This is a genomic window from Amycolatopsis sp. lyj-23 (genome assembly GCF_046549135.1).
GTDB lineage: Bacteria > Actinomycetota > Actinomycetes > Mycobacteriales > Pseudonocardiaceae > Amycolatopsis.
Genome location: NZ_JAJPWN010000001.1, coordinates 15,197 through 32,018 on the forward strand (window position 1 = coordinate 15,197; position 16,822 = coordinate 32,018).

Annotated in this window: 7 protein-coding genes; 1 reads left to right on the forward strand and 6 read right to left on the reverse strand. The window is 73.7% G+C overall.

The features are described 5' to 3' along the window. Positions 1 to 35 precede the first annotated feature (35 nt). On the reverse strand, positions 36 to 3,044 hold the full coding sequence (locus tag ACLJPY_RS00060; RefSeq protein ID WP_410585862.1) for an AfsR/SARP family transcriptional regulator: 3,009 nt from the start codon (positions 3,042 to 3,044) through the stop codon (positions 36 to 38). A 207-nt stretch (positions 3,045 to 3,251) separates the two neighbouring features. Here ACLJPY_RS00060 and ACLJPY_RS00065 point away from each other — a divergent pair, with 207 nt between their 5' ends. Then, complete coding sequence (locus ACLJPY_RS00065; protein ID WP_410585863.1) at positions 3,252 to 3,623, forward strand: ACT domain-containing protein; 372 nt, start codon at positions 3,252 to 3,254, stop codon at positions 3,621 to 3,623. A gap of 122 nt (positions 3,624 to 3,745) precedes the next feature. Here the strand turns inward: ACLJPY_RS00065 and ACLJPY_RS00070 are convergent, their stop codons facing one another. Genes ACLJPY_RS00070 through ACLJPY_RS00090 form a run of 5 tightly spaced genes read right to left on the reverse strand, consistent with a single transcriptional unit; the run spans position 3,746 to position 16,808 of the window. Next, positions 3,746 to 4,486 (reverse strand): thioesterase II family protein, encoded by a 741-nt coding sequence (locus ACLJPY_RS00070; RefSeq protein WP_410585864.1) that lies wholly within the window; start codon positions 4,484 to 4,486, stop codon positions 3,746 to 3,748. Between the two features lie 11 nt (positions 4,487 to 4,497). Beyond that, the gene (locus tag ACLJPY_RS00075) at positions 4,498 to 5,760 is read right to left on the reverse strand and encodes a cytochrome P450 (protein ID WP_410585865.1); all 1,263 of its coding nucleotides are present in this window, start codon (positions 5,758 to 5,760) and stop codon (positions 4,498 to 4,500) included. A gap of 31 nt (positions 5,761 to 5,791) precedes the next feature. Then, positions 5,792 to 8,014 (reverse strand): amino acid adenylation domain-containing protein, encoded by a 2,223-nt coding sequence (locus ACLJPY_RS00080; protein ID WP_410585866.1) that lies wholly within the window; start codon positions 8,012 to 8,014, stop codon positions 5,792 to 5,794. Further along, complete coding sequence (locus ACLJPY_RS00085; RefSeq protein ID WP_410585867.1) at positions 8,011 to 12,387, reverse strand: amino acid adenylation domain-containing protein; 4,377 nt, start codon at positions 12,385 to 12,387, stop codon at positions 8,011 to 8,013. Before ACLJPY_RS00085 ends, ACLJPY_RS00080 begins: the two co-directional genes overlap by 4 nt. Then, positions 12,384 to 16,808 carry a condensation domain-containing protein gene (locus ACLJPY_RS00090; protein ID WP_410585868.1) on the reverse strand — a complete coding sequence of 1,475 codons (4,425 nt, stop codon included), beginning with the start codon at positions 16,806 to 16,808 and terminating at the stop codon, positions 12,384 to 12,386. Before ACLJPY_RS00090 ends, ACLJPY_RS00085 begins: the two co-directional genes overlap by 4 nt. Positions 16,809 to 16,822: the final 14 nt, after the last annotated feature.

Genomic DNA, 16,822 nt, shown 5'->3' on the forward strand with positions numbered 1-16,822 from the left:
CGCGGCCCCGGGAGCCGGCCGGGCGAGCACGCCGATCAGGCGACCGCCGGCCCCGGGAGCAGCCGGGCGGCCTGCTCCGCCTCCTTCTGCGCCAGGTTCGCGTCGCCGCCGGCGACGTGGATCTCCGAGAGGAGGACCAGCGATTTCGCCTGCCACACCGCCGATTCGAGCTGTTCGAACAGCTCGGCCGCGGTGCTGAGCTGGGTCTGCGCGACCTCGTCGTCGCCCTTCGCCTGGGCGATTTCCCCGAGCGTGAACCGGATCCGCGCCTCGACGAACAGCTCGCCGACCCCGTGGGCCGCGACCAGCGCGTGCGCCAGCGTCGCCTCGGCGTTGTCCAGCCGCCCTTCGCGGTAACGCACCAGGCCGAGGCCGTGCAACGCGTACGCCTCGCCGACCCGGTCGCCGATCTGGCGCACGATCCGCAGCACCCGGTGCAGCGCCGCGCGCGCCAGGTCGATCTTGTCCGCCTGCAGGTGCAGCTCCGTGAACCGGTAGAGCACCTGCGCCTCGACCCGCAGGCAGCCCGCGTGCCTGCTGATCGCCAGCGCCTCGTCGAGCAGGTGCGTGGCGTGGGACTCGGCGCCGTCGTCGATCCGGATCCTCGCCAGGTTGCACAGCACGTGCGCGGCGCCGATCCGGTCGCCGGCCGCACGCATGAGGTCCAGTGCCTCGTCGTACTTCCGCAGCGAGGCCACCCGGTCCCGGCGCAGCCAGTCGATGAAGGCCGCGTTGCGCAGCACCAGCGCGCGCCCGTGGTCCGCACCCTGCCGCGCGAAGATCGTCAGCGCCTCGGCGAAGCACTCCTCGGCCTTCTCCAGCCGCCGCTGCGCGAGGTGCAGGCTGCCGAGCGAGTAGAGCATCGCGGCCCGGCCGCGGTCGTTACCCGCCCGCTCGGCCAGCTCGAGCGCCAGCCGCGAGGTCTCGTGCCACTCGTCGAAGTAGCCCTTGGCCTCGAACATCGTCACCGACGTCAGCGCGAGGTCCCAGCAGAGCTCGTCCAGCCCGGCGGCCGCGGCCTGCCGGATCGCCGCGGGCACCGCGCGGCGCTCGGTCTCCCACCAGACCAGCGGGTTCACCGGTACGGCCTCGCCCGGCGGGCGCCAGCGGGGTGCGTCGCCGTGCAGCACGGTGTAGTCGCCGCCGTAGTCCTTCCGGTGCGCGTCCTCGGCCAGCTCGAGCCACCCGCCCAGCAGCCGGGTCAGCGCCTCGTGCCGGTCCTCGCCGGTTTCCGACTCGAGCAGGCGTTCCCGCGCGTAGACGCGGATCAGGTCGTGGAACCGGTACCGCACCTCGTGTTCACCGGGGTAGACGACGGTGTCGAGCACCTGGGCGTCGACGAGGCTCTCCAGCACCTCCGAGGCGGCGAGCAGGTCGGTGTCGAGCAGCGCCGCGGCCGTCCACGCCGGGAAGTCGGGCGCCTCGACGAGCGCGATCAGCCGGAACAGCCGCTGCCCGCGGGCATCGAGGCTGTGGTAGGTCAGCGCGATGTTGGACCGCAGCTCGATGCCGCGGTGGGCCAGCTCGTCGAGCCGGCCTGCCTCGTCGCCGAGCCGCCGCACGAGGTCGCCGATGCGCCAGTGCGGCCGCGACGCCAGCCGTGCCCCGGCGATGCGCAGGGCCAGCGGCAGCCCGTCGCAGAAGTCGACCAGCTCGACCGCGGCCTCGCGCTCGGCCGCCACCCGGTCCGGGCCGATGATCCGGACCAGCAGCTCGAGCGCCTGGCCGGCGTCGAACACGTCGACGTCCACCGAATGCGCGCCGGACAGGCCGGACAGCCGCGCCCGGCTGGTCACGATCACCGCGCAGCTCGGGCTGCCCGGCAGCAGCGGCAGCACCTGCTCCTCGTCCGCCACGTCGTCGAGGACGACCAGCAGCCGTTTGCCCGCCGTCCGCGTGCGGTACATCTCCGCGCGTTCCCGGCGGTCTTCGGGCACGGCCGTGCCGAGCACGCCCAGCGCGCGCAGGAACCGGGCGTGCAGTTCCGGCGTCCGGTCGTCGCCGGGCTCGCGCAGGTCCGCGTAGAGGTGCCCGTCCGGGTAGGCGTCGCCCAGCTCGTGCGCGATGCGGATGGCCAGGCTCGACTTGCCGACCCCGCCGCGCCCGGCGATGGACACGATCCGCACCGCGAAGGGGTCCCGCTCGCCCGATAGCCGGTCCTTGATCTCGGCGATCTGCGTGTCGCGCCCGGTGAAGTCGGCGATCCCGGCCGGCAGGTGCCGCGGCACCGCAGGCGGCGGCTCCTCCGGCGGCGGGCGGACCGGTTCGCGGACCGGCGCCCGCGTGGTCTCGGGCGCGCCGAGCGCGGGATCGCGGTTGAGGATCGCGCGGATGAGTTCCTGCAGCTCTTCGCCGGGTTCGACGCCGACCTCGTCGACGAGCACGGTCCGCGCCCGCCGGAACACCTGCAGCGCCTCGGCCTGGCGGCCCGAGCGGTACAACGCCAGCATCAAGAAGCTGTGCAGCTTCTCGCGCAGCGGCTGGGCCTCGACCAGGGCGCGCAGCTCGCCGCTGATCTCCTCGTGGCGGCCCAGCTCGAGGTCGATGCGGAGGCGTTCCTCCTCGGCGGCCATCCGGTGGTCTTCGAGCAGGACCGCGTCGCGGCGCACGACATCGCTGTCGATGCCGGTCAGCGCGGCACCCCGCCACAGCGCCAGCGCGCCGCGCAGCGTGCCGGAGGCCTGCGCGAGCTTGCCGGCCGCGCTCAGTTCCCTGGCCTCGGCGACCATCCGGGCGAACCGGGCGCTGTCGAGCTCGGCGTCGTCGAGTTCGAGCAGGTAGCCCGGGGCCTGGGTCTGGATCGCCGCGGCGGCGCCGACGCCGTCCAACACCTTGCGGAGACCGGAAATGCAGATCTGGACCTGGCTGCGCGCGGTCGACGGCGGCGTGGCACCCCAGACCGCGTCGACGAGCCGCGCGACCGGTGTCACGCGGTTCTTGTTCAGCGCCAGCACCGACAACACCGTGCGCTGCCGCGGGCCGCCCAGGTCCACCGGCCCGGCGTCCGCGACGAGTTCCACGGGTCCGAGCAGCCTCAATTCCATGCGTGTACGTCCCTCCCCCATCGCCGAGCGCCCCAAGACCCGGCCATCGGTGTCCGGCCCGTGGACGATGGAGAGATCTTCCACCCAGTGCGCATCTCATCCGATGCTGAGGTTCGCGCCCACTTCAAGTCAAGCAGTCCCACGCGCACCTCGCACGCTGGGGCAGCGGGCCCCCGGCGGTGGCCTGGGGACTCTAGACTCACCGCCATGGCAAAGGATCTTGCTCGGCAGCAGCTGCGTGTCCTGCCGGAGCACTACGAAATCCGCTTTGTTCCCAACGGATCCGCACCGCCCGCCCCGGACGCGCCGTGGACGGCGATGGTCCGCGCGCCGGAGGGGTTGACGGTCATCCGGGAGGCCGATCCGGACGCCGTCGAACAGTGGCGCGGGCTCTACGGCGACGACCCGCACGGGTTAGACCTTCCGGGTATGCTGGCGGCCGTGGTGGGCCCCCTCGGCGAGGCGGCGATCCCGGTTTTCGTCACCTCGACGTTCCACTGTGACCTCGTACTGGTGCCCGTAGAACGCCTGGACGAAGCCGTGACCACGCTCCGCGACGCCGGGCACACTATCCGTTGAGGACCACCGGTCGTGAGTGGACCGTTGACGACACCGGTACCGGACCGGTCCACCCGGGATCGTGAGTGGACACCACGGCAAGAACCCGACGTACCACTCACGACCTCCGGACGTCGGCCGGCCTAGGCGACCGCCGCCGCCGCGGCCAGTTCGTCCGCGAGCAGCCGCATGAGCTCCGGCGGTGCCTCCATGAACCGGTAGTGCGGCCCGTCGAGCAGGTGGAACGTGGCCGGGCCGCAGTCCGACCAGCCGGTCATCCGGCGGTGGTCGACCTCGACGTCGTGCCGCCAGCCCAGCGCGCTGATCGGCACCGGCAGCAGCGTCGGTTCCGGTGGGCGGTAGCGCTTGTTGGCCTCGACGTCCGCGCGGAGGATGCGCACGCTCAGCTCGACCAGGTCGGGCAGCGCCTTGCCGCCCAGCTGCTCGATCAGCTCGTGCACCTCGACCTTCAGCTCGTCGTCCGACATCTCCAGGAACCGGCCCGCCGGGCCCTGGTGCGGGGCGACCTGGGACGAGACGAAGAGCCGGGCGGGCAGCGGGTACCCGCGTTCGGCCAGCCGGACCGTCGTCTCGTAGCCCGGCAGCGCCGAGCCGCAGTGCCCGAAGAACGCGAACGGCCGGTCGAGGTAGGGCAGCAGCGCCTCCGCCAGGTCGTCGGCCATCGCCTCGTAGGTGCGGTAGGGCTGTTCGCGCAGCCGGTTCTCGCGGCCCGGCAGCTGGACCGCGCAGACCTCGACGTCGCCGAGGAACCGCGGCCACTTGCGGTACATGCTCGCGCCGCAGCCGGAATACGGGATGCAGAACAGCCGGACCGCGGCGGACTCCGACGGCTCGCGCAGCAGCCAGCGTGGTGTGGGGACCATGGTGCCTCCTCTCAGCCGCCGAGCCCGGCCAGCGCGCCCTGGCGCACGCGGGCGACGATCGGCATGTGCTTGATGCCGGCCACGAAGTTGGAGCGCAGGTGCTGCACCTCGCCGGCCGGTTCGAAGTCCTCGAACGTGGTGAACAGCTCCTCGAACAGCGTCCGCAGGCTCAGCCGCGCCACCGAGTGCCCGACGCAGTAGTGTGGCCCGATGCCGAACGCGATGTGCTTGTTGGGCTTGCGGCGGTAGTCGAAGGTGAACGGGTCCTCGAAGTACTCCTCGTCGCGGTTGGCCGCCCCGAGCCACACCACGACCGCGTCGCCGGCGGAGATCTGCTTGCCGCGGATTTCGACGTCGTCGATCGCGTACCGCATGAAGTGGTTGGCCGGCGAGGCCCAGCGGACGGCCTCGTCGACGCCGAGGGTCAGCGCGTCCGGGTCGTTCATCCAGTCCCGCAGCTGCGGCGTGCCGATCAGGTGGTCCAGTGCCGCGATCGGCACGAACGGAGTAGTGATGTTGGCGCCCAGCAACAGGCTGTAGCAATTGGCGAGCACGGCGCCGACCTCGATGGAGCTGCCCTCGACGTCCATGGTCAGCAGCAGGCTGATCAGGTCGTCGCCGAGGTTGCGGCGGCGCGCGCGGACGATGTCGTGGAAGTAGGCGAACAGCTCGCGGTGCGCGGCCTCCAGCGTGGCCTGCGCGCCGCCTTCGCCGGCGAACTCGGGGTCGTCCGGCGCGATCGACATCGCGGTGAGCCGGGTCAGCCGCGGCCAGTCCTCGCGCGGCAGGTCCATGATGCGGCCCGCGGTGGCCATCGGCATGACCATCATGTTGGCGGCGAAGTCGTACGGCTCACCGGACAACGCGGGCGCCAGCACCCGCCGCACCTCTTCGCGGATCGCCTCGCGGTAGCGCTCGATCGCCTTGGGCGCCAGCGCGCGCTGCAGCGGTACCCGCATGCGGGTGTGCCGCGGCGGGTCGGTGGCCGCCATCTGGCGCCCGCGGGCCGGGTCGTCCTTGCCCAGCAGGAACAGCATCGTGCCGCGCTGGGAGGTGAACTTCGTGTGGTCGCGCAGCACGAGGTCCGCGTCGGCCATCTTCGTCACCGACCAGAACCCGAGCTCGTCGCCGACGGCCTGCCAGCGCAGCGGGTCGCGCCGGCGCATGGCGTGCCAGATCGCGTGCGGTTCGCCGTCGCCGTAGAGCGTCGAGTCGATGAAGTCCACCGCGTCCAGATCGATGGCGTCGGGGTCGGTAGGCCTGTTGAGTCGCATCGGGTTCTGCCTTTCCGGGAAGGGTGCGGGGTCAGGCCTGCTCGACCGTTTCCGCGAGTTCGGCGATGGTCGGCCGGAGGTAGAGGGTCTGCGCGGACAGCTCGACCGAGAGCTCGTCCTGCAGCCGGGTGATCAGCTCGCCCGCCATCAGCGAATGGCCGCCGAGTTCGAAGAAGTCGTCCTCGACGCCGATGGGTTCGATGCCGAGCACCTCGCCCCAGAGCCGGGTGAGGTAGCGCTGGGTCGATGTGGCGGGTGCCACGTACTCGCCGCCGACGTCGCGCGGCAGCCGGTCGGCCGAGGGCAGCGCGGCGCGGTCGACCTTGCCGTTGCGGTTGAGCGGCAGTTCCTCGACCGCGATCACCGCGAACGGCACGAGGTAGGCGGGCAGCCGGTCGCGCAGCCCGTCGCGCAGGCCCTCGAGCTCGTCGGCGGGGTCGGCCGGGGTGACGTAGGCGAGCAGCCGCTTGCCGCCCGCCGAGTCGGGCTGGGTCACCACGACCGCGTCGCGCACCCGCCCGTCGGCCACGATCGCCGCCTCGACCTCGCCGGGCTCGACGCGGTAGCCGTTGACCTTGACCTGGTGGTCGGCGCGGCCGAGGAAGTCGAGCGTGCCGTCGGGCAGCCAGCGGACCAGGTCGCCGGTCGCGTAGATCCGCTCCCCCGGCCGGGTCGGCAGCGGGCTGGGCACGAACGCCGCGGCGGTCGCGCCCGGGCGGTTGAGGTAGCCCTGGGCGAGCCCGGCGCCACCGGCGTAGAGCTGGCCCGGCACGCCGATCGGCACCAGCTGCAGGTCCGCGTCGAGCACGAGCACGCGGGTGCCGGTGATGGGCCGCCCGATCGGCACGGACCCGCCGGCCGGCCCGTCGGTGCTCGTCCAGCAGGCGGTGAACGTCGTGTTCTCGGTCGGGCCGTAGCCGTTGGTGAACGTCAGGCCGGGGTGGGCCTTGAGCAGCTTGCGCACGGCGTCGGCCTTGATCACGTCGCCGCCGGCCAGCACGTGCCGCAGCCCGGCGAACGCGCTCGTGCGGGCCGCCACCAGCTGGTGGAACAACCCCGCGGTGAACCACGCGACCGTCACGCCCTGCTCGGTGAGGAAGGTGGCCAGCTTGTCGGTGGTGACCGGCCCGGCCGGGAAGACCGCGAGGCGGCCGCCGTTGGTCAGCGGCGCCCAGATCTCCAGCGTCGAGGCGTCGAACGCGACCGGCGCGAGCTGCAGGAAGACGTCCGTGGCCCGGAATTCGGCCCATTCGCCGGGTCCGACGAGCCGGGCGACGGCCCGGTGCGGCACGGCGACACCCTTGGGCGTGCCGGTGGACCCGGACGTGTAGCTGACGTAGGCGAGGTCGCCGGCCGTGACCTCGACCGGGCGCCACCCTTCCGGTGCCGCGTCGACGTCTTCGCCGAGCACGAAGGCGCGCACGGTCCCGGGCAGCCGGTCACGCAGGGTTTCGTCGGCCAGTGCCACCGTGACGCCGGCGTCGGCGAGCAACGCGGCGACGCGGGCCGCCGGCGCCTCGACGTCGAGCGCGAGGTAGGCGCCACCGGCCTTGAGCACGCCCAGCAGGCCAGCGATCAGCGCGGCCGAGCGCACCCCCAGCACGGCGACGACGTCGCCGGGGCGCACCCCGGCACCCGCCAGCCGGGCGGCCTCGGCGTCGGCCGCGGCCTCCAGTTCCCGGTAGGTCAGCGTGGTTTCCCCGGCGGCCACGGCCACGGCCACGGCGTCCGGCGACAACCGGGCCTGCTCGGCGACCAGCGCGTGCACCGGCCGTCCTTCGGGACGGGCGCCCCCGTGGCCGCCGAAGGCGGTCACCCACGAGACCGCATCGGCGTCGGCGAGGTCCACTGTGGACAGCGGACGGCCGGGCCGGGCGGTGATCTCCGCGAGCGCCCGCCCGGCGAGCGTGCCCAGCGGGCCTTCCGCGCCGGTGAGGTGGACGCCGTCCGCGGTCGCCCGCAGCACCGGTGTCGCGGCTTCGTCGTCCCAGCCGCCGTCAACGCGGTAGGTCAGGTCCGGCGTGGCGCCGTCGTCGGGCCGCGCGGTGGCGATCCGGGCGACCAGGTCGGCCGCCGACGGGTCGTCGGACAGGTCGAGCGGCAGCACGCCGCGCAGGCTGTCGACGTGGACGGTCTCCTGGGTGGTGAGCCGGTGCAGGGCGGTGACCACGGCGGCCAGCGCCCAGTCACCGGGCGGCACCGCGCCACCGGGCAGCGCCAGCGCGCGTGAGGTGGGGTTGACGAGCGTGGTCATGCGATCTCCTCCAGCCGGGCCTGTGGGTGGTGCAGGACTTCGTGCAGCAGGTGCCGGTACCGCTCGCCCAGCTCGGCTGCTTCCACCGGGCCGAACGCGGCCAGCCGGTGGTTGACGAACACGTACGAGCCGGCCGCCGATTCGGTGACGCGGACGGTCAGCGCGTTCAGGGCGTGGTCCCAGCGGACCGGCCACAGCTCGCCGCGCAGCCCGTCGCCCGACACCGCCACGGCCGGGTCCTCGTCCTGCTGGAACAGCACGCGGAACAGCCCGGCCGGGTCCTGCCCGGCGAGCTCGGCGATCCGCTCGAACGGCAGCTCGTGGTGGGCCAGGTCCGCGGCGACGCGGTCGCGGACCGCGGCCAGGTGCTCGGCGAACGGCGTCCGCTCGTCGACCTCGGCGCGCAGCGGCAGGTAGTTCAGGTGCGCACCGATCAGGCCGTCGACCTCGCGCCGGTCGCGGCGGGTGACCGCCGTGGCGGCCACGACGTCGGACTGCCCGGCCTGCCGCGCGAGCAGCAGCGTGAAGACGGCGAAGGTGAGCACGAACAACGTGGTGCCGTGCCGCTCGGCCAGCGCCCGCAGCCCGGCCACCAGGTCGTCGTCGAGCGGGATCCGGTGGGTGCGGCCCTCGCTGTCGCCCGCCTGCGGCAGGCGCGACGGCGAGAGCGCCGACATCCGTTGCCGCCAATAGGTTTCCAGCTCCGGACGGTCCTGGGCGTCGTCCCAGACGGAGACGTCGGCGTTCTGGACGCGCAGCGGCGGGAGCAGGTCCGCACCACCCGCGTAGAGCGTGTAGAGCTCGGCGGCGAAGATCTCCATCGAGCGGACGTCGCTGACGCTGTGGTGCAGGACGAAGACGACCCGGTGGTCGTCCGCGGCGACCCGCAGCACGGCCAGCCGCACCAGCGGCCCGGCCGCGAGGTCGAACGGCGCGTCCACCACGGCTTTCGCGGCGGCTTCGGCCTCGTCCTCGGTGACGTCCAGCAGCGGCACGGTCAGCTCGGCGGCGGGCCGGACGACCTGCCACAGCTCGCCGTCCGCCTGCTCGAAGACCGTGCGCAGGGCCTCGTGCCGCTCGGCGAGCGCGGTGAGCGCCCGTTCCAGCCGGGGCACGTCGAACCCGCCGCGCAGCCGCAGGCCGCCGACCGTGGTGAAGGCGGCCCGGCCCGGCAGTTCCCGCTGCAGCGACCAGAACCACCGCTGCGACGGCGACGCCGGGACGCGCAGCGGCCGGTCGTCGCGCGGCAGCACGGGAATGCCGTCGGTCGGGCCGTCCGCGGTGATCCGCGCGGCGAGGGCCGCGATCGTCGGCTCGCCGACGAAGAAGAGCCGCAGCGGCAGCACCACCCCGAACGCCGCCTCGATCTCGGCGATCATCCGGACCGCCAGCAGCGAGTGGCCACCGATCTCGAAGAGGTTGTCGTGCACGCCGATCCGGTCGCGGCCGAGCAGGCCGGACCAGATGACCGCGAGTTCCCGCTCGGTGTCGTCGCGCGGGGCGACGTGCTCGCGCCGCGGTGCCTCGACGGTGTGGTCGCCGAGCGCCTTCCGATCGATCTTCCCGTTGGCGGACAACGGGAAGTCCGCCAACGGCACGAGCAGCGCGGGCACCATCCACTCGGGCAGCCGCGCGGCCAGGAACTTCCGCAGCTCGTCCTCGGCCAGGTCGCCCCGGGGCACGAAGTAGCCGATCAGGCGGGTGCCGCCGGCGGGGTCGGGCCGGGCGAGCACCGCGGCGCCGCCGACGTCCGGGTGGCTCGCCAGCGCCGCCTCGACCTCGGCCGGTTCCACCCGGTAGCCGCGGATCTTGACCTGGTCGTCGGTGCGGCCGACGAACCGGATCCGGCCGTCGGCGCCGAGGCGGACCGCGTCGCCGGTGCGGTACAGGCGTTCGCCGGGGCCGCCGAACGGGTCCGGCACGAACCGCTCCGCGGTCAGCGCCGGGCGCCGGTAGTAGCCGCGGCCGACCCCGTGGCCGCCGAGGTACAGCTCGCCGGGCACGCCGGCGGGCACGGGCTCGAGCCAGTCGTCGAGCACGTAGGTCCGCACACCCGGTACCTGGCGCCCGATCGGGACCACCGCGGCCGGGTCGTCACCCGCGCCGAACTCGAGTTCCTCCACCGTGGACGTGCACGCGGCCTCGGTGACGCCGTAGACCTGCACGAGCCGGACCGGCAGGTCACGCCAGGCGGCCAGGCTTTGCCAGCTCGGAGCGACCTCGCTGCCGAAGATGACCGTGCGCAGCGTCGGCGGCAGCGCGGCCAGGTCGCGCCCGGTCCAGGACAGCAGCCGGGACGGCGTGGTCGAGATCGTCGTGGTCTCCGTGGCGGCGATCAGCGCGAACAGCTCGTCGGTGCCGACCGGCGCGGCGCCGTCCGGCAGCGCGACCGAGCCGCCCGCCACCAGGTGCGGGAAGACCTCCTCGGCGACGACGTCGAACCCGATCGGCGCGAGCTGCAGCGCCCGGTCACCGGGGCCGAACCCGAGCCGCGCCGACAGCGCGGCGGCCAGGGTGGCCAGGCCGCGGTGGCTGTTCATCACGCCTTTCGGCGCGCCGGTCGAGCCGGAGGTGTAGATGACGTACGCCAGGCCGTCCATCGTGGCCGACGACAGGAACGGCCCGGCGTGCTCGGGCACGTCCGCCAGCAGGATCCGCTGCGGGCCCTCGGGCGTGGCCTGGGCCGCGGTGGTCACGACGAACTCCGGCCGGGCGTCGGCGAGGATGTGCTCGATCCGCGCGGCCGGGTACGCCGGGTCCAGCGGCAGGTAGGCCGCGCCGGACTTGAGGATGCCGAGGAAGGTCGCGATCAGGTCCGGCGAACGGTCCAGCAGCACCGCGATCAGCGTTTCCGGCCCGGCGCCCCGGGCACGGACGTGCCGCGCGACGGCGTCGGCCCGCTCGTCCAGCTCGCCGTAGGTCAGGGTGCTCGCCCCGCAGACGATCGCGGGTGCGTCCGGGCACTGCGCCGCGAGCCGCTCGAACGTCTTGTGCACCGGCTCGGCGGGCGGCGCGGACGCCGGGTTCCCGGCCCGCACCAGCAGGTCCCGCTCGTACTCGGACAGCATCGGCAGCCGCGAGAGCCGCAGCGCCGGGTTGCTCGCGATCGCGCCGAGCAGGGTCCGGAAGTGGACGGCCATGCGCGTCACGGTCGCTTCGTCGAACAGCTCGGTGCTGTACTCCAGCGCGCCGAGGAAGCCGTCCGGCCCGGCCGGCGCGATGTCCAGCGAGAGGTCGAACTTCGCCGTGCGGGTGGCGACGTTGAGGACGCTGAAGGCCAGCTCGCCCGCCCGCCACTCGTCCATCGGGATGTTCTGGAACGACAGCATGACCTGCGCCAGCGGTCCGCCGAGCCCGGTGTAGCGCTCGGGCCGCAGCCGTTCCACGAGCTTGTCGTAGGGCAGGTCCTGGTTCGCGAACCCGCCGCGGCACGTGCCGATCGAGCGTTCGAGCAGTTCCTCGAACGTCGGGTCGCCGCCGGTGTCCAGCCGCAGCACCAGCGTGTTGACGAAGAACCCGATGAGCCCGGCCACCTCGGGCCGGGTGCGGCCCGCCACCGGCGTCGCCACGGTGAAGTCGGTGCTGCCGGAGTAGCGCGACAGCAGGACGCCGAACGCGGCCAGCAGCAGCATGAACGGGCTGCCGCCGCGCTCGCGGGCGAGCCGGTCCAGGCGGGCCATCAGCGGGCCCGGGAGGTCGAAGTGGTGGGTCGCGCCCGCCGACGACGGCTCCTGCGGCCGCGGCCGGTCGGTGGGCAGCTGCAGCGGGACGAGCCCGGCCAGCCGCTCCGCCCAGTAGTCCACGAGCTTGTCGAGCGCGTCGCCGGCCAGCGTGTCCCGCTGCCACACCGCGTAGTCCGCGTACTGGATCGGCAGCTCCGGGAAGTCCGGCTCGACGCCGGCCAGGTACGACTCGTACGCGGCCGAAAGCTCCTGGAACAGGATCGCCGAGGACCAGCCGTCGGTGACGATGTGGTGCATCACCAGCACGCAGACGTGCTCTTCCGCAGCCAGCCGCAGCAGCGTCATCCGCAGCAGCGGCCCGGTCGCGAGGTCGAACGGCCGCCCGATCTCCGCGGCGACGGCGTCGTCGAGCCGGTCCGGCTCGATGTCGACCACCGGGAGCGGCACGGCCAGCTCGGGCAGGATGTGCTGCACCGGGTCGTAGCCGTCGAAGTGGAACACCGTGCGCAGCGCCTCGTGCCGGGCCACGACCAGGTTCAGCGCGCGTTCCAGCGCGGCGGTGTCGAGCGGGCCGCGCATCCGCACCGCGGCGAGCACGTTGTACGTCGGCTGGCCCGGATCGGCCTGGTCGAGCAGCCACAGGCTCTGCTGCGCGAACGAGGTGTCCATGGCCACGAGCGAGGTGGTCATCGCCGGGTCCCTCCCGCGCCCGCGGGTTCCGCGCGGCGCTTGCGGTAGCTGTCCCGGTCGACGCGTTTGATCGGGGCCGTCGCGGCCGAGGGGCCGCTTTCGGCGAGCGCGCCGTCGACGTACTCGGCGACCGAGGCCACCGTCGGCGACTCGAAGAGCCGGCCCAGCGGCAGCTCGACGTCGTAGACCGCGCGCACCCGCTCGACCACCTCGGCACCCATCAGCGAGTGGCCGCCGAGCGAGAAGAAGTCGTCGAACACGCCGATCCGGTCCAGGCCCAGCGCGTCCGCCCAGATTTCGGCGATCCGCCGCTCGGTCTCGGTGCTCGGCTCGCGAGACGCCTTGGCCTCTTCGCGGGCGCTGCGGTCCGGTTCGGGCAGCCCCGCGGTGTCCACCGCGCCGTCGGCCCGCAGCGGCCACTCGCGCAGCACCACGACCTCGGCGGGCAGCGCGTGGCTCGGGTGCCGTTCGCGCAGGCTCTTGGCCAGCGCGGGCACGGTCGCCTTGACGCGGATGGCGCGCCGCGGGTCGTTCGCCGGCGCGGCCGCCGCCGGGGCGGGCCGGTCGAGGATGGCCGCGAGCCGGTCCAGCGGGTCGCCCTCGCGGGCCAGCACCAGGTCGACTTCGGCGCCGCGCGGCGAACCGGCGAGGGCCTCGTAGCCGAATTCGGCGGCCAGCGCCAGCAGCGCGGGCAGCTCGACCGGTGCCCCGGGTTCGCCGAGCACCGGCCGGGCCGCGTCGAGCAGGTCGCCGACGGTGTCGACGAGCTCGCCCGCCAGCAGCCGGACCGCGGCGAGTTCCGCGGTCAGCCACGCGTCCGGCACGCCGGTGAGCACGAGCCGCGGCACGCCGTCGGCCAGCCGGGCCCGCACGTCGGCCGCGGTGAGGCCGTCGGCGGTCCAATCGAGCGTCTCCGCCTCGGGCGCCGCCTCGTGGGCGCCGACCCGGAACAGGACGTCGTAGCGGTACCCGGTCAGCTCGTTGTGGTGGCGTCCGGTGCGGGGCAGCACGGTGACGCCGGTGATGCCGTCGACCGCGGCGGCCAGCTCGTCGAACAGCGCGGGGTCGAGGACCAGGTCCTCCTCCAGCTCGGTCCGGGCCTGGATCGCCTGGCGCAGCCGGGAAACCGGGGTCGCCGGGGCCAGCCGTCCGGTTTGGACGGACAGGTGCAGGGCGGGCAGCAGCGGCAGGCTGCGGACGTCGCCGACGTAGATCGTCCCGCCGGGACGCACCACCCGGACCGCCTCGGTCAGCACGCGGCGCAGGTAGTCCGGTTCCGGGAAGTACTGGGCGAGCGAGTTGACCACGACCGCGTCGAACTGGCCGTCCGCGAACCCGCTGAAGTCGTCGGCGGGCTGCTCGCGCAGCTCGACGGACTGGGCCTTGGTCGCCAGCCACTGCTCGTGCTCGCGGATGTGCCCGAGCGCGCGGGCGGACAGGTCGGTCGCGGCGTAGGAGTCGCAGCGCATCGCCAGCCGGAAGAGCAGCTGGCCGTTGCGGCAGCCGACCTCCAGGACCGTCGCCGGACGCAGGCTCGAGATCCGGCGCAGCGTCAGGTCCGACCACTCCCGCATCTCCTCCGGCGAGACGTACTCGCCGGTCGAGCGGCTGTTCCAGCCGGCGGTGTTGACCGTCGGGTCGTCCTCGGCGCCGCGGCCGGTGTAGGTCTGCTCGAACTCCTTGCGCCAGCGCGCCCGCTTGACCACGTCCGGCACGTTCGTGCGCCGGTTCCGGGCGGTGTCCCGCAGCGAGACGTAGGCCAGCAGCTCCGGGCCGCCGGGTGCCTCGTCGTCGACCACCACGCTCGCGCGGTCGACGTCCTCGTTCTCGGTCAGGGTCGCGAGCAGCTCGTCCGCCTCGACGCGGCGGCTCGCCACGCGCAGGGCGGCGGGCACGAGGCCGACGTGGCCGTCGGCGTGCAGGCGCGCCCGCAGACCGGTGCGCTGCAACGGAACTCCGTCGAACGGATCGGCGACCGGCTCGCCCGCCGCCGGCGCGGCCAGGAAGAGCTCCCCGGCGACGCCGGGCGCGACCGGACGGCCGTTCGCGTCCAGCACGCGCATCCGGACGTCGGAGGTCGCGCGGCCGTCGGTGACGACGACGCGGTCCAGCCCGGGCACGCCCGGCCCGTGCAATTCCGACAGCTTCGTGCCGGGCAGGGCCGCGCGCAGGTCCTTGGCCAGCGCGGACCACAGCTCGCCGACCGCGACCAGTTCACGCAGGCTCCGCGGCGGTTCGGCGACGAGCGGGGGCAGCACGGCGGGCGGCAGCTCGGCGACGGTGACGCGCTCGGTGTCGATGAGCCCGGTCAGCGGCTCGCCGACGCCGATCAGCAGCCGTGCGCCGGCGGCCAGCGCGGTCAGCCAGCGGGCGGACGCCAGGTCAAGGTCCGAAGGACCCGCGAAGAGCACGGTGTCCTCGGCGGTGCAGCCGAGCCGGGCCGCGCCGTGGCGGAGGCGCTCCAGCACTTCGGCGTGCGAACGTCCGGGCAGGGCCGGGGTTTCGGGCGTGACGACGTGGTCCGGGCGCGCCGCCCGCCGGGTCGTCAGGCCGTCCTCGTCCACGAAGGACACGTCGATCTTGGCGCCGCCGAGCAGGCCGGGGTGCCAGTGTCCGGACCCGGTCAGCACCAGCGTGGCACCGCTGTCGCGCAGCGCCGCGCGGACGTCCTTGCGCGGGTGCGCCGGGTTCAGCGTCGTGACCCGCGTCCCCGCCTTGAACCCCGCGAGCACGGCCACGACGAGGTCGGCGGACGGCGGCAGGTGGACGGCGAGGTCGGTGACGCCCAGCTCGAGCAGGTGCCGGGCGAGCCCGTTGGCCCGCTCGTCGAGTTCGCGGCGGCTGAGCCGGTCCGGCCCGCACACGACCGCTTCGGCGGCCGGCTCCGCGTCGGCGTGACCTTCGATGACGCCGTGCACGGTGGCTGCTTCAACCGTCTCTTGCGGCGAAGGAAGCCCTGCGGCGGCGACGAAGTCCCGCTGCGCGGTGCCGAGCAGCGGCAGCGCGGCGGCCGGGCTGTCCGGCTCCGCCACGGCGGCTTCGAGCACCGTGGCGAAGGCGTCGAGGACCTGCTCGACGACGTCCTGGGTGAACAGGTCGGTCGAGTAGTAGACCGGCCCGCTGATCCCGCCGTCCTCGTCGACGCCGAGGTCGATCTCCATGTCGAAGCGCACGGTGCCGGTGCTCAGCGTCTGCACCTCGAAGGTGACGCCGGAGAGCTCGACGCTGGAACGCGGCTCGTTGTGCAGGCCCAGCTGGTGGCGGATGAGCGGCACGTGCGAGGTCGCGTCGCGGGCCGGGTTGACCGCCTCGACCATGGTCTCGAACGGCACTTCCTGGTTCTCGTACCCGCCGTGGCACAGCTCGCGCGCCCGGCGCAGCACTTCGCGGAAGGTCGGCGTGCCGGAGAGGTCCATGCGCAGCGGCAGCGTGTTGACGAAGCAGCCGATCAGCGATTCCAGCTCGGCGCGGGTCCGGTTGGCGATCGGGCAGCCGATGACCGCCTCGGTCTGGTCGGACCAGCGGGTCAGCACGATCGACAACGCCGACAGCAGCACCATGTACGGCGTCGCTTGCTCGGTGTCGGCCAGCTCGCGAATCCGGCGGCACAGCGCGGGCGGCAGCCGGAACTGCAGCGAGGCACCGTCCCAGGACAGGTCGAGCGGGCGGCGCTTGCCGATCCACGGCAGGTCGAGCAGCCCGGCGCCGGCCAGGCTCTCCTTCCAGTAACCGAGCTTGCGGTCGAGCACCTCGCCGCTGAGCAGGTCCCGCTGCCAGGCCGCGAAGTCGCCGTACTGCACTTCGAGCTCCGACAGCGGCGACGGGAGGCCCTGCGCGAACGCGCCGTAGAGCAGGCCGATCTCCTTGAGCAGCAGGTTGACCGACCAGCCGTCGGTGGCGATGTGGTGCTGCACCAGCACCAGCCGGTAGTCCTCGTCGCCGGTGCGGACCAGCCGCGGCCGCAGCATCAGGTCGTGGCCCAGGTCGAACGGGCGGGACGTCTCGGCGCGGCAGAACGTCTCGACGGCCCGGTCGCGCTCGTCCTCGGGCAGCGCGCGCAGGTCCTCTACCGGCAGTTCGAGCCGCGGCGCGGGCCGCACGCGCTGGACCGCGCGGCCGTCGATCTGCGCGAAGGTGGTGCGCAGGACTTCGTGACGGCGCACGACTTCTTCCAGCGCGCGCCGCAGCACCTCGCGGTCCACCGGGCCGCGCAGCCGGGCGACGCCGGCGACGTTGTAGATCGTGGAGTTGGGCTGCAGCCGGTCGAAGAACCAGATCCGTTGCTGCATCAGCGAAAGCGGAAGCGCGTCCCGGTCGCCGGACACCACGCCGACGCGGGCGGCCGTGGGCGCCACGCCGCGGGCGTCGAGGAGCTGTTCGAGCAGCCGCCTGCGTTCAGGCGTCAGGGTTGCCGATCGCATGTCGTCCCTTCCGG

Bases quoted from the DNA above. Each gene is read 5' to 3' on its own strand.
- ACLJPY_RS00060 (WP_410585862.1), bottom strand. From the start codon at position 3,044: ATGGAATTGAGGCTGCTCGGACCCGTGGAACTCGTCGCGGACGCCGGG.
- ACLJPY_RS00065 (WP_410585863.1), top strand. From the start codon at position 3,252: ATGGCAAAGGATCTTGCTCGGCAGCAGCTGCGTGTCCTGCCGGAGCAC.
- ACLJPY_RS00070 (WP_410585864.1), bottom strand. From the start codon at position 4,486: ATGGTCCCCACACCACGCTGGCTGCTGCGCGAGCCGTCGGAGTCCGCC.
- ACLJPY_RS00075 (WP_410585865.1), bottom strand. From the start codon at position 5,760: ATGCGACTCAACAGGCCTACCGACCCCGACGCCATCGATCTGGACGCG.
- ACLJPY_RS00080 (WP_410585866.1), bottom strand. From the start codon at position 8,014: ATGACCACGCTCGTCAACCCCACCTCACGCGCGCTGGCGCTGCCCGGT.
- ACLJPY_RS00085 (WP_410585867.1), bottom strand. From the start codon at position 12,387: ATGACCACCTCGCTCGTGGCCATGGACACCTCGTTCGCGCAGCAGAGC.
- ACLJPY_RS00090 (WP_410585868.1), bottom strand. From the start codon at position 16,808: ATGCGATCGGCAACCCTGACGCCTGAACGCAGGCGGCTGCTCGAACAG.